At 71.4% G+C, this 13,400-nt stretch carries 10 protein-coding genes; 4 read left to right on the forward strand and 6 right to left on the reverse strand.

Going from position 1 to position 13,400, the window contains the following annotated elements; all coding sequences use genetic code 11:
• Window positions 1-104: 104 nt before the first annotated feature.
• The gene (locus OVA02_RS13600; protein ID WP_056046143.1) at window positions 105-683 is read right to left on the reverse strand and encodes an alternate-type signal peptide domain-containing protein; all 579 of its coding nucleotides are present in this window, start codon (window positions 681-683) and stop codon (window positions 105-107) included.
• Between the two features lie 401 nt (window positions 684-1,084).
• Between OVA02_RS13600 and OVA02_RS13605 the strand changes: the two genes are divergently transcribed.
• Together OVA02_RS13605 and glgB are read left to right on the forward strand one after the other, a co-directional pair.
• Entirely contained in the window at window positions 1,085-3,085 is a 2,001-nt protein-coding gene (locus OVA02_RS13605) for an alpha-1,4-glucan--maltose-1-phosphate maltosyltransferase (protein ID WP_235452587.1), read from the forward strand.
• A gap of 10 nt (window positions 3,086-3,095) precedes the next feature.
• A complete protein-coding gene (gene glgB, locus OVA02_RS13610) occupies window positions 3,096-5,276 on the forward strand; it encodes a 1,4-alpha-glucan branching protein GlgB (RefSeq protein WP_056046145.1) in 2,181 nt (726 codons plus the stop codon).
• 78 nt (window positions 5,277-5,354) lie between these two features.
• Here the strand turns inward: glgB and OVA02_RS13615 are convergent, their stop codons facing one another.
• Both OVA02_RS13615 and OVA02_RS13620 read right to left on the reverse strand, forming a co-directional pair.
• Window positions 5,355-6,362: a tetratricopeptide repeat protein gene (locus OVA02_RS13615; protein WP_267658696.1), complete on the reverse strand. Its 1,008-nt coding sequence runs from the start codon at window positions 6,360-6,362 to the stop codon at window positions 5,355-5,357.
• Window positions 6,359-8,161: a hypothetical protein gene (locus tag OVA02_RS13620; protein WP_056046149.1), complete on the reverse strand. Its 1,803-nt coding sequence runs from the start codon at window positions 8,159-8,161 to the stop codon at window positions 6,359-6,361. Before OVA02_RS13620 ends, OVA02_RS13615 begins: the two co-directional genes overlap by 4 nt.
• A 241-nt stretch (window positions 8,162-8,402) precedes the next feature.
• On the opposite strand from OVA02_RS13620, the gene OVA02_RS13625 reads away from it, so the two are divergent.
• Window positions 8,403-10,286: a DivIVA domain-containing protein gene (locus OVA02_RS13625; protein ID WP_267658697.1), complete on the forward strand. Its 1,884-nt coding sequence runs from the start codon at window positions 8,403-8,405 to the stop codon at window positions 10,284-10,286.
• A 73-nt stretch (window positions 10,287-10,359) separates the two neighbouring features.
• On the forward strand, window positions 10,360-11,418 hold the full coding sequence (locus OVA02_RS13630) for an AI-2E family transporter (protein WP_056046155.1): 1,059 nt from the start codon (window positions 10,360-10,362) through the stop codon (window positions 11,416-11,418).
• 67 nt (window positions 11,419-11,485) lie between these two features.
• Here the strand turns inward: OVA02_RS13630 and OVA02_RS13635 are convergent, their stop codons facing one another.
• From OVA02_RS13635 to OVA02_RS13645, 3 genes are read right to left on the reverse strand one after another with little or no spacing between them, the layout of a single operon-like run.
• Window positions 11,486-12,229, reverse strand: a complete 744-nt coding sequence (locus OVA02_RS13635; protein ID WP_235452591.1) for an alpha/beta hydrolase — start codon at window positions 12,227-12,229, stop codon at window positions 11,486-11,488.
• Entirely contained in the window at window positions 12,226-12,525 is a 300-nt protein-coding gene (locus OVA02_RS13640; RefSeq protein ID WP_056046157.1) for a hypothetical protein, read from the reverse strand. Before OVA02_RS13640 ends, OVA02_RS13635 begins: the two co-directional genes overlap by 4 nt.
• 48 nt (window positions 12,526-12,573) lie before the next feature.
• Window positions 12,574-13,194 carry a lytic transglycosylase domain-containing protein gene (locus OVA02_RS13645; RefSeq protein WP_056046159.1) on the reverse strand — a complete coding sequence of 207 codons (621 nt, stop codon included), beginning with the start codon at window positions 13,192-13,194 and terminating at the stop codon, window positions 12,574-12,576.
• Between the last annotated feature and the right edge of the window lie 206 nt (window positions 13,195-13,400).

Genomic DNA, 13,400 nt, shown 5'->3' on the forward strand with positions numbered 1-13,400 from the left:
CTGGGCGGGACGGACGGACGGAAGGGGGCGACCGGACCGCGTCGGGTGCGGTCCGGTCGCCGGTGGGTGACGGGGTGCGGTGGCCGTCGGGCCGCCGACACCCGCTACGCGATGGCGCGCTGCTTCAGCGTGAAGGTCAGCTTGCTCAGGTCGAGCGTGCCGCCCTGGCTGGCGGCGTCGGACACCGTCGAGGGCAGCTCGACGACGAAGGTCACGACGGCCGAGGTGCTGCCGGCGGAGACGGGAGCCACGACGTAGCTGCCGGCCGTGCTGCCCGCGGTCACGCCCGAGGGCAGCGTCGTGCCGCCGGCGGCCGTCGACAGGACCATCGTGTTGGTCACGTACGGCTTGAGGCTGCCGGTGACCGAGGTCGCGTCGTAGGTCAGGTCGGCGCGCAGGTCGTTGCCCGAGGCGGCGATGGTGATCGGCTGCGTGAACTGCAGCTTGGTGCCCGGGACGATCTTGTAGGCGGCGACCTGGGCGGCCGTGAGGGCCGTGCTGCGACCGTTCGTCACGTCGGTCCAGCTGCCCGCCGACGACTGGGTGAGCGAGAGCGTGCCCGAGGCGACGCTGGCGGCGTTGACCTCTGTGCTGGCGTTCCAGAGGGCGAAGGTCCCGGCGCCGCCGAGGAGGAGGGCGATGCCGGCGGCACCGGCGACGGCACCCGTGACGAGCTTGTTCATGTCGGTCCTGTTCCGCGCGCCGAGGCGCGCTCGAGCACCGCCGTGCGCCGTCGGTCGGGTCGACTTCGGGGTGGCGCACGGCGCTGCAGGGGCTGTCGGCTCCGGGTCGGGCGGCCGATCGGTGTCGTCGGGCGCCGGGCTCTCGAGGAGTTCGGGTTCTTCGGGCGGGCAGGCCGCGACGACAGGATCGACATTACGCGGTCCCCCAAAGTGCCGACAGGGGATTCATGCCGATGCATGCACCCAGTTGGGGGGACAAAACGGACCGGGGCGTCTGTCGGCGACAGGGTGGACACGTTTTTGTACCCCGAATCGCCTCTTCCGCACCCCGATCGTCGACCGTCGGCCCTGCGGGGCCCCGGGCCGGGACCGGGCGGGCCAGACCGGGTACGGTCGACAACGTGGCGACAGCATACGAACCCAGAGTCGGGCGGATCCCCATCACGGGCCTCACCCCGACGACCCCCGACCGAGTGTTCCCGACGAAGGCCTTCTCCGGCGAGGTGGTCACCTTCGGGGCGACCGTCTTCCGCGAGGGCCACGACCTGATCGGGGCCGACCTCGTCACGATCGACCCCGAGGGCGCCGAGACCCGGCACCGGATGGTCGCCGGCATCCCCGGCACCGACCGGTGGACGGCCCAGGTACAGCTCGAGGTCGAGGGCGACTGGTCCTGGCAGGTCGAGGCCTACACCGACGACTGGGCCACGTGGCTGCACGCGGCCGAGATCAAGGTGCCGGCCGGTCTCGACGTCGAGGTCACGTTCGCCCTCGGCAGTCGACTGCTGACCGAGGCCGTCGAGAACCACCCCGACACGACCCTGATCCGCGACGCGGCCAAGGCCCTCGCGAACCCCGCCCTCTCCCCCGCCTCGCGACTCCGCGTCGCCACTGATCCGCGCCTCGCCGCGGTCCTCCTGGTGACGCCGCTCGCGAGCCTCGTCACGCGCAGCGCCCCCGAGGCGCTCCGCGTCGAACGCAGCCGCGCCGGCCTCGGCAGCTGGTACGAGTTCTTCCCCCGCAGCGAGGGCGCCCGCAAGCAGGCCGACGGCACCTGGAAGAGCGGCACGTTCCGCACCGCGGCCCGCCGCCTGCCCTCGATCGCCCGCATGGGCTTCGACGTCGTGTACATCCCGCCCGTGCACCCGATCGGGACGACCTTCCGCAAGGGCCCGAACAACACGTTGACCGCGGGGCCGAACGATCCCGGATCGCCCTACGCGATCGGTTCGCCCGACGGCGGGCACGACGCGGTGCACCCCGACCTCGGCACGGTCGCCGACTTCCGCTGGTTCGTCGACGCGGCGAAGAACGCCGGTCTCGAACTCGCGCTCGACCTGGCCCTGCAGTGCTCGCCCGACCACCCCTGGGTCACCGAGCACCCCGAGTGGTTCACGACCCTGCCCGACGGGACGATCGCCTACGCCGAGAACCCGCCCAAGAAGTACCAGGACATCTACCCCCTGAACTTCGACAACGACTACGAGGGCGTCAGCCGCGAGGTGCTCCGCATCGTCCGTCACTGGATCGAACTCGGCGTCACGATCTTCCGGGTCGACAACCCGCACACGAAGCCCGTGCGCTTCTGGGAGTGGCTGCTGCACGAGATCCGGCAGACGAACCCCGAGGTCATCTTCCTCTCCGAGGCGTTCACGAAGCCGGCCATGATGCAGGCGTTGGCGCAGGTGGGGTTCCACCAGTCGTACACGTACTTCACCTGGCGCAACGAGAAGTGGGAGCTCGAGGAGTACCTCGACGAGCTGTCGAAGGAGACGAGCGCCTGGCTGCGCCCGAACTTCTTCGTCAACACGCACGACATCCTGACCCCCTACCTGCAGTTCGGCGGTCCCGCGGCCTACAAGATCCGTGCCGCTATCGCCGCGACGGCTTCGCCGACCTGGGGCGTCTACTCGGGCTACGAGCTCTTCGAGGACGTCGCCCGCCCGGGCAGCGAAGAGAACATCGACAACGAGAAGTACGAGTACAAGCCCCGTGACTGGGCCGCCGCCGAAGAGGCGGGGGCCTCGCTGGCGCCGTACCTGACGCAGCTCAACCGCATCCGCGCCTCCCACCCGGCCCTGCGCCAGCTGCGCAACCTCGAGATCCACTCGAGCGACGACGAGTCGATCCTCGTGTTCTCGAAGTACCTGTCCCGTGCGCACACCCGCAGCGGACGCGCCGACGGCATCATCGTCGTCGCCAACGTCGACCCGCACTCGGCGCGCGAGACGACCGTCCACCTCGACGTCACGAAGTTCGGCCTGCAGCCCGGTGGCACCTACACCGTCCGCGACCTGATCACCGGTCAGTCGTGGACCTGGGGCGACGACAACTACGTCCGACTGGACGCCTTCGTCGAACCGGTGCACGTCCTCTCCGTCGACCTCAACCGAGCCCCGTAGGAGCGACCCGATGACCACCACTCCCCCGACCGAGCCCGACACCTCCTTCGCCCTGGGCGACGACGAGGTCTTCTCGGCCGCCAACGGCACCCACGGCCACCCGCACGCCGTCCTGGGTGCCCACCCCCGCGGCGGTCGCACCGCCGTCCGCGTCGTCCGACCGCTGGCCGACACCGTCACCGTGACCGGCGCCTCCGGGTCGTCCTTCGCCCTCGAGCACGTGGCCCACGGCCTCTGGCAGGGCGTCACGAACGAGCCCGTGGGCGCCTACACCGTCGAGGCGACCTACGAAGGAGGCGCGGCGTGGGTCTCGGACGACCCCTACCGCTTCGCCCCCACCGTCACCGAGTTCGACCTGTACCTCTTCGGAGAGGGCCGCCACGAGCAGCTCTGGAAGATGCTCGGCAGCCACGTCCGCGAGCACGAGGGCGTGACCGGCACCTCCTTCGCCGTCTGGGCGCCGCACGCCCGCGCCGTCCGCGTCAAGGGCGACCTCAACGGCTGGGACGGCGAGCGGCACGCGATGCGCCGCCTCGACGGCAACGGCGTCTGGGAGCTCTTCGTGCCCGGCGTCACGGACGGGATCTACAAGTACGAGGTGCTCACGCCCGACGACGTCTGGGTCGAGCGCGCCGACCCCATGGCGCGCACCTCCGAGGTGCCGCCGCTCACCGGGTCCGTCGTCACGAAGGCCGCCCACGCCTGGGCCGACGACGCCTGGATGACCGCCCGGGCCGAGAACGACGTCCACTCCGGACCGATGAGCGTGTACGAGCTGCACGTCGGCTCCTGGCGGCCGGGCCTGAACTACCGCGAACTCGCCGACCAGCTCATCGAGTACGTCGGCGAGCTCGGGTTCACCCACGTCGAGTTCATGCCGCTCGCCGAGCACCCCTTCGGCGGCTCCTGGGGCTACCAGGTCACCGGTTACTACGCCGTGACCAGCCGTTTCGGCAGCCCGGACGACCTGCGCTACCTGATCGACCGCCTGCACCAGGCCGGGATCGGCGTCATCATGGACTGGGTGCCCGGGCACTTCCCGAAGGACGAGTGGGCCCTCGCGAAGTTCGACGGTCGCGCCGTCTACGAGCACTCCGACCCCCGCCGCGGCGAGCAGCCCGACTGGGGCACGTTGGTCTTCAACTTCGGCGACTCGCAGGTGCGCAACTTCCTCGTCTCGAACGCGCTGTACTGGCTCGAGGAGTTCCACATCGACGGGCTGCGCGTCGACGCCGTCGCCTCGATGCTCTACCTCGACTACAGCCGCAACGAGGGCGAGTGGTTGCCGAACGAGTTCGGCGGGCGCGAGAACCTCGAGGCGATCAGCTTCTTGCAAGAGGCGAACGCGACGGCGTACAAGCGCCACCCCGGCATCGTCATGATCGCCGAAGAGAGCACGAGCTGGCCCGGCGTCACCCGCCCGACCAGCGAGGGCGGCCTGGGCTTCGGCCTCAAGTGGAACATGGGCTGGATGCACGACACCCTCGGCTACGTCGCCGAGGACCCGCTCTACCGCTCGCACCACCACGGCGAGATCACGTTCTCGTTCGTCTACGCGTTCAGCGAGAACTTCATGCTGCCGATCAGCCACGACGAAGTCGTGCACGGCAAGGGGTCCCTGCTCAACAAGATGCCCGGCGACGAGTGGCAGAAGCTCGCCAACGTGCGGGCCTACCTCGCCTACATGTGGGGCCACCCCGGCAAGCAGCTGCTCTTCATGGGCAGCGAGTTCGGCCAGCCCGGCGAGTGGAGCGAAGAACGAGGGCTCGACTGGTGGATCCTCGACCAGCCCGCCCACCAGGGGCTCCACGGCCTGGTGGCCCGCCTCAACGAGGTCTACCGCGACGAGCCGGCTCTCTGGGCGCACGACTTCGACACCGACGGCTTCGAGTGGATCGACGGCGGTGCCGCGCAGCACAGCGTCGTGGCCTTCATGCGCAAGTCCGGCTCGGGCGAGTCGATCGCCGTCCTGGCGAACTTCTCGGGCGAACCGGTGCACATGCGCTTCGGCCTGCCCGAGGCCGGTCGCTGGGACGAGATCCTCAACACCGACGCCGAGGTCTACGGCGGTTCGGGCGTGGGCAACTTCGGCGGAGTCACCGCCACCGACGAGCCCTGGGCCGGTCGCCCCGCGGCCGCCGACGTCCAGCTGCCGCCGCTCGGGGTCGTCTGGCTCAAGCTGCGCCGCTGATCCGACGCCGACACACGACGGAACCCCCGCGCCCCTTCCGGGTCGCGGGGGTTCCGTCATCCGTGCAGGAGGCGCGGCTCAGTACAGCAGCATCGCCAGACGACGACGGGCGGTCGCCACCCGGGGGTCGTCCACCCCGACGATCTCGAAGTACTCGAGCAGGCGGGCCCGGGCGGCGTCACGGCCGTGGGGGTCGAGCGACGGGAAGACGGTCAGCACGCGGTCGAAGGCGTCGTCGATGTGCCCCCCGCTGAGGTCGAGGTCGGCCACGTCGAGCTGGGCGTCGAGGTCGGTGGGGGCGGCGGCGGCCGCCGCACGGACGTCGGACAGCGACGCCCCCTGCAGCCGCTCGAGCAGTGAGACCTGGGCGAGGCCCGCCACGGCGAGCTGGTCACGAGGGTCCTGCGCGATGGCGGTCTTGTAGGCCGTGATGGCCGCGGCGTAGTCGCCCCGGTCGATCGCGTCGTAAGCGTCCTGGTGGTGCGGAGGCAGCGGTTCCGGCTCGGGCTCGACCTCGTCGGCCTCGCCCACCGGGGCGCCGTCGACGACCGCCGTGCCGGTCACGCCGTTCTGCGCGGCCAGCTCGAGCACCTGCTCGAAGACGTCGCGGACCTGGGCCTCGGGCAGGGCCCCCACGAAGAGCTGGACGGGACGACCGCCGATCACGGCGGCGACCGCCGGGATCGACTGCGCCTGGAAGGCCTGCGTCAGCTGGGGGTTGGCGTCGACGTCGACCTTCACGAGCAGCAGGCGGCCGGCGTACTCGCCGACCAGCTTGTCGAGGACGGGCGACAGCTGCTTGCACGGGCCGCACCATTCCGCCCACAGGTCGACGATCACGGGGACGGTGTTGCTGATCTCGAGGACCTGCGTGAAGGTGGCGTCGGTCGCGTCGAGCACGAGGCCCGGCACCGCGACCTGACCGGCGGACGGGGCCGGGACGCCACCCGCGCCTCCTGCGGGCGCACCGTCGACGGGCGCCCCGGCGGACGGACCCGCCGGGGCGGGGGCCGGCGGACGGTTGACGAGCGACGAGAGGTCGACGGCGCCGCGGAGACCGGCGGGGACGGGAGGGAGGTTGGTCATGGCAGCTCCTTGGCAGAGGTGAGGGCCTGGCTGAAACCGAGCAGGACGATGGGGTCGTCGCTGCCGACGGGCGGGACGGAGAACAAGAGCTCGACGCCGTAGGTCGCCTCGATGCCCTTCGACGACTCGTCGAGCCCCAGCAGGGTCTTGACGGTGCCCTCGGGGTTGACCTTGGCACCCGTGGCCGTCGGCTTGACGGTCTCGATCTCGTTCAACGCGACCGAGACGATGGCACCGGCGTCGTTCGTGGCGAAGGCGACGGGGGTCTCGTCGTCGGCCTGGGACGTGTAGTCGATGGACGCCGTGGTGGGCAGGGCCGCACGCTTCGCGTCCTTGTAGGCCTTGCCGATCTTCTCACGCAGCGTGTCGCCCTCGGTCTGGAACTGGGCGGCGTACTGGCTCTCGTCGCCGTTGCGAAGGATGTCGCCGTAGGCCTCGGCCAGCTGGTCGGGCTGCAGCGTGAGCAGCTTGACGTCGGGCGAGAGCCGGGCGGCGCCGATCGAGGCGGGTGCGACGGTCAACGGGGTCTGCGTCTGCAGGCTGACCGCGTACTCGACCTTGTACGGGTCGCGGGCGCTCTCTTGCTCGAGGGTGAGGGCGACGGGCGCCACGCTCGCGTCGGCGTCCTGCACGACGACGAACGCCGAGCGCGGCCACGAGTCGGCCTGCTGCGGCAGCGTCAGCGTGACGGTGCCCGTGGGGATCGCCAGGGGCGCGGCGGCGGCAGCGTCCTTGGAACGGATGGTGTAGTTCGCCTGACGCTGCTCGAGGGCCGGACCCGTGAAACGGGTGGCCGCGAGGTCGGCGTTCAGCGATGCGTCGGCCTCGGTCGCCGTGGCCGAGATGCGTTCGACGATGCGCTTCGCCTGGGCGACGCTGATCACCGGGGGCTGCAGCGCGTTGCCCTGGTCGCCGGAGTCCGTGCCGTCGGTCGAGGTGGGCGTCGGGGTCGGCGTGGACGAGTCGGAACCCGCCGCCGGCGCCTGCTGCGGCCAGTAGTCGGCGGTGCACGCCGACAGGGCGAGCGAGGAGACCAGCACGATCGGCGCCACGGCGGCGAACCGACGGATGCCGCGGGCACGACCGCGGCCGGGCGCCAGGGTCTCGGTGCCGGCGGCGTCGAGCGCCTTGACCGCCTTGCGACCGGCCCGACGCGACAGGCGGGGTCGCTTCCCGTCACCCGAGCGCCGACGGGGGCCACGCGTCCGGCGGTGGTGCAGGATCGCCCAGACGTACAGGCCGATGCCGATCAGCAGGACCACGAGCCCACCGACGATCAGCGGCCCGGCCAGGGGCGTCGCGGTCGAGAGCGGCCAGGTGATGCGGACGTCGGACGGGGCGGGCTGGCTGCCGTCCGAGACGATGAGGAGGGAGACGTCGTCGGGCGCGTCGAGCGAGAAGGTGAGGTCGTTGCCCGCGAACTGGTCGAACCAGAGGTCGGAGTCCGTCGGGTCGGGCACCTCGGTGGTGTCGCCGGCGACCGTGCGGCTGACGAGCCGACCGGACGCCTCGTCGTACTCGACCTCGTTGTAGCTGGCGTCGCCGACCCACCCGAGGACGTCCGACGTGCGGCCGTAGGCGGCGAAGGCGGTGTCGCCGCCCGACACCGAGACCGTCTGACGCCCGTCGCGGCCGTGCAGCGCCGAGGCCGGGACGACCGTGACGGTCGCGTCGGAGTCGGCGGTGTCGACCTGGGACGACACGCTCGGCGGCGGTGCGAAGACGGTGCGCTGGGCGAAGCCCAACGCCACCATCACCGCCGCCAGGACGACGACGACGACTGCGACGATGAAACGCACGTTTCTCTCCCTCCGAGCCACCATCCCGGTCGGGGCGCCAGGAACCGTCGTGGTCGACGACGGGCCTCGCACGAGCCTGGCCAGGGGGCCGGGCGCGGCAGCAGAATTTAAGATGGCTCAGCGTATCCGACGAGGCTGAGAGGCACCTAACCCGTGGATCGGGGTCCGTCGAGGGCCTCCCACTAGCATCGTGTCGCGGGCCGCGCTCCCCTGGTCCGAACCCTGCATCGAAGGAGACACCGTGGCTGCTGACGAAGCCGATTTCGGCATCGAACTCCGGGGCTACCGCAAGGACGAGGTCGACCGCGTGCTCGGCGACCTGCGGCGGGAGCTCATCAAGGCCAACGCCGACCGGGCCGACCGGGCGAGCGAGGTCGCGTTCCTCCAGCAGCGGGTGGACGAGATCCGTGCCGAGCTCGAAGAGGCCGGCACCCCCACGTACTCCGGTCTCGGCAGCAAGCTCGAGCAGACCCTGCGTCTGGCCGAACAGCAGTCCACCCTGGTGATCAGCCAGGCCGACATCGACGCCGAGGCCCTGCGCTCGTCCTCGACGGCCGAGGCGAAGCGCCTGCTGGACGACGCGAGCGAACGGGCCACGTCCGTGCTCGACGACGCCCGGGGCCGCGCCGCGGCGCAGGTCGCCGAGTCCACCGCCGACGCCGACCGTCTGGTCGCACGCGCCAAGGCCGAAGCACGCGACCTGCTGCAAGAGGCCCAGCGCGACGCCATCTCGATCCGCGGCTCGTCCGCCACCGAGGCGGCCCAGAACGTCTCGACGGCTCGACGCGAGGCAGCCGCGCTGCGTGCCGAGGTCGAGCACGAAGTCGCCGAGCAGCGGGCCGCCGTCGCCCGCGACCTCGCCGAGGCCCGCGACGAGGCCGACACCCTCGCCGCCGACACGCGCGAGGCCCGAGCCGTCTTCGAGAGCGACTCCGGGCGGCATCGCGCCGACCTCGAGCGCGAGGGCGTCACCGTCCGCGCCGAGCTGGCCCGACTCGACGAGACCACCCGCGCCGACCTCGACGCCGAGGTCGGCGCCCGCCGCGCCGAACTCGACCGCGAGATCACGGCCGCCCGCGCCGAGCTGGCCGACGACGTCGCGGCCCAGCGCGCCGAACTCGAACGCGACGTCGCCGCGGCCCGTGCCGAGCTCGCCCACGAGGTCGCCGAGACCCGCGCGCTCCTCGCCCGCGACGTCGACGCCACCCGTGCCGACCTCACCGACGAGGTCGAATCCACCCGGGTCGAGCTCGAGCGCGAGATCGCGACCGGTCGTGACCGCCTCGCGGCCGAGATCGCACAGGCCCGTGCCGAACTCGAGAAAGAGGTCGGCGACGCCCGCACCGAGCTCGACCGCGAGACCCGGCGCCGGCGCGACGAACTCGACCTCGCCGAGACCACGTCACGCGAACGCATCGCGCGCATCACCGTCGAGACCGACGAGCGCCTCACCCGCGAGAGCGAGGCGCAGGCCGACCGTCTCGCCCGCGAGGACGCCGACCGGCGGGCCGAACTCGCGACCGAGATCGAGCAGGCACGCGCCGAACTCGCCGCCGAGACCGTCGAGGCCCGCGCCGCCCTGGCGGACGAGACCGAGGCCCAGCGCGCCCGCCTGGCCGCCGACGACGTCCGGGTCCGCGCCGGGCTCGAGGCCGACCGCGAACGGGCCGTCGCCGACCTGCGCCGCGACGTCGACCAGGGGCGCGCCGACCTCGAGGTCGAGCTGCTGGCCCGTCGCGACGAGGCCGAGGTCGAGCTCACGCAGCGACACCAGCACGCCGTCGCCGAGACCCAGGAGCTGCTCGACGCGGCGGCCGAGCAGCTCGCCGAGGCCACCCGTCGTGCCACCGAGGTCCGGCGCGAGGCCGACGACCTCGAACGCACCGCGCTCGAGTACGCCCGCACCACCCGGACGGACGCCGACGAGACGGCCCACGAGGTGCTCACCAACGCCGACGAACGCTCACGGTCGATCCTGGCCGATGCCCAGCAGCGGGCCGACGACCTCATCGGCGACGCCGAAGAACGCCTGGCCGAGATCACGGCCGAACGCGACGCCGTCGCGGAGTACTTCGAGAACCTGCGTGGCATGATCGGACAAGTCGGCGGCGGTACGTCAGAGTAGGGCGACAGGCCGTGTCGGGCAGTCGGTGCCGCCGTGACCTCGACCGGCCCGTGCCGTCGACAGGAGCCCGCCCGTGAAGATCCACAACCCGTTCCGCATCGGTCTGCTCGCGGGGCTGGGAGTGCTCGTCGCCCTCGTCATCGGGGGTGCCGTCGGCCAGCTCTCGACGATCCTGACCTACGTGGGCGCGGCCCTGTTCATCTCGCTGGGGCTCGACCCGGTCGTCTCGTGGCTCGAGAAGCGTCGGGTGCCCCGGGGCATCGCCATCGTGATCGTCCTCGTGGCCGTGGTGGGCGCCTTCGTGGGCGTCGTCTTCGCGATCGTGCCCGTCATCGTGCAGCAGACCACGAGCCTCATCCAGGCGCTGACGTCGTACCTGCAGAGCGTCACCACCCAGCAGTTCGTCGACAACCTGCAAGAACTCGTCCCCCAGAACGTCTTCGACGTGCAGGACGCGCTCGACTCCATCGTCGACTTCCTGACCAACCCCGACAACGTCGTCACGATCGGCGGCGGGGTCCTCGCCGTCGGCGTCGCGATCGGCAACGGCCTCTTCGGCACGGTCGTCGTGGTCATCCTGACGATCTACTTCACCTCGTCGATCAACAGCGTCAAGCGCGCGCTCTACCAGCTCGTCCCGGCCTCGAAGCGGGCCACGTTCGTCGACATCTCCGAACAGATCAGCCAATCGGTGGGTCGGTACGTCATCGGCCAGTTCACGCTCGCGGCGCTCAACGGCATCCTGAGCTTCGTGTTCCTCACCATCATCGGAGCCCAACAGCCGGCGGTCTTCGCGTTCATCGCGTTCCTGGGGTCGATCATCCCCCTCGTCGGCACCATCAGCGGTTCGGCGATCATCGTGCTGGCACAGATCGCGCTGTTGCCCCAGTCACCGGCCACCTGGGTGACGACAGCCGTCTACTACCTGGTCTACATGCAGGTCGAGGCCTACCTGCTGAGCCCGCGCATCATGCGGCGGGCGGTCCGCGTCCCGGGCGTGATCGTCGTCATCGCGGCCCTCGTCGGTGGCACCCTGCTGGGAGTGCTCGGCGCACTCATCGCCATCCCCGTCGCCGCGTCGATCCTGCTGATCATCCGCGAGGTCTACGTGCCACGCCAGAACCAGCTCTGAGACGCGCTACGCCCCGGTCGCTCCGAGCCCGGCGTGGTGGACAGTCCGCCGTCCGGCGGAGGCACCGTCAGGAGGCGCGGGGCGGCCAGGTGGACGGCAGCGGCAGGGCACCGGGCGCGACCCGACGGACGATCTCGGTCAGCACGCGACTGGTCTGCTTCTCGCCGACCCAGAGGTGCTTGCCTCCCTCGACGGCGACCACCTCGGCCTCGGGAACGAGGGCGAAGCGACGTCGCGCCTCGTCGGGACGCAGGTAGTCGTCGAACTCGGGCACGACGGCCACCACGGCCCGCCCGGAGTCGTGCCACGCCCCGAGTTCGGCGTCGGACGTGCGGTGCAGTGGTGGGGACAGCAGCACGACGCCGGCCACCTCGACGTCGAGGCCGTGCTTCAGGGCGACTTCGGTGCCGAACGACCAACCCACCAACCACGGGGTGGGCAGACCGCGATCGCCCACGAAGGCCACGGCGGCGGCGAGGTCGGCCGCTTCGGCCACCCCCTCGCCGAACTCACCCTCGGACCGACCTCGCGGAGACGACACCCCGCGGAAGTTGAACCTGAGCACGGCGAGGTCGGCCAGGGCCGGAAGACGGGCCGCGGCCTTCCTGATGACGTGGGAGTCCATGAACCCGCCGGCGGTGGGCAGAGGGTGCAACGCGACGATCGTGCCGACGGGCTCGCGGTCCGCCGGGAGGCTCAGCTCGCCCACCAGGGTCAGCCCGTCGCCGGTGTGCAGTTCGACGTCCTCACGCCGCGCGGGCAGCAGGACGCCCCCGCGGATCTCGAGAGCGTCGGCGTCGGGGGTCGTCACGAGATCCTCCAGCAGTGGGTGTGCCAATGGCGGCGGGCCGCCAGGTCGTCCTCGGCACCGAACAGCCCGTCGGCACGCCAGGCCACGACGTGCGGCGTCGCGGGAGCGATGCCCAAGGAGCAGCCGGGGCAGACGTACTCTTTGACGGCCGACGTCGCCGAGACCGACTGGACGTTGAACGAACGCCCGTGTTTGGTCTCGACCGTCAAGCCGCCGAACGACGCTCGGGTGACGTCGTAGGCCTCGTCGGCGTCACGCCGGTCGCGCGAGCGACGGGAGCGGTTGCTGCGGGGCATGACGACCAGCGTAGCAACGGCCCCCGAGGTCGAGGGCCGTGCGACGGATCAGTACCAGTTGTTGGCGACGGAATGGGCCCAAGCACCGCAGGGGTTGCCGTAGCGGCCGCCGATGTAGTTCAGCCCCCACGTGATCTGCGTGGCGGGATTGGTCTGCCAGTCGGCACCGACGGAGCCCATCTTGCTACCCGGCAGGGCCTGGGGAATGCCGTAGGCACCACTCGACCGGTTGGACGCGTAGACGTTCCAGCTGGACTCTTTCTGCCACAGCGACACCAGGCAGTCGTACTGGTCGGAGCCCCAGCCGCGAGCGGCCACGAGTTCGGCGGCGACAGCCTTCGCGCTGCCCGGGTCAGGGGTACCCGCCACGGGAGCAGACGACGACTTCTTGGCAGAGCCGGACGTCGCACCCGACGGGGCCGCGGGCTTCTCGGTCTCGGCCACCACGACGGGCGGGGGCGGCGGCGGCACGTACTCGGTCACGCCGTAGGCGTCCCGGTCGGCGACGGTCACGGCGGCACCGGCGACCGTGAGGGTCTGACCGGGGGCCGTCAGCACCGACGCAGCGCCCGGAACGGTCGTCGCGGCCTCGGCACCGGCCAAGGGGTTGACGAGCGAGGCCGACACGAAGGCGAACGACGCACAGAAACCGACGAGGGGAATTGCCACCCGTCGAGGGAATCCGGTTCGACGAGCGGCCGGTACGGCATCGCGGACGGGACCGGTGAACGCGAGGGAGCCGGCTGCGGGGCGTCGCACGACGCTCTGCGAGGCCGGCACGCGGATGCGCCGGCGGGTCGAGGGTCGTTCGACCGCGGCCGGGTGCTCTCGTCGAGAGGGACCGGGGGTCGGATTCGCTGCGTGCCTGCCCATGA

It is taken from the genome of Frigoribacterium sp. SL97, from assembly GCF_026625765.1.
Lineage (GTDB): Bacteria > Actinomycetota > Actinomycetes > Actinomycetales > Microbacteriaceae > Frigoribacterium.

Coding starts and splice junctions, on each gene's coding strand:
- OVA02_RS13640 (WP_056046157.1), bottom strand. CDS start 12,525: ATGCCCCGCAGCAACCGCTCCCGTCGCTCGCGCGACCGGCGTGACGCC.
- OVA02_RS13600 (WP_056046143.1), bottom strand. CDS start 683: ATGAACAAGCTCGTCACGGGTGCCGTCGCCGGTGCCGCCGGCATCGCC.
- glgB (WP_056046145.1), top strand. CDS start 3,096: ATGACCACCACTCCCCCGACCGAGCCCGACACCTCCTTCGCCCTGGGC.
- OVA02_RS13615 (WP_267658696.1), bottom strand. CDS start 6,362: ATGACCAACCTCCCTCCCGTCCCCGCCGGTCTCCGCGGCGCCGTCGAC.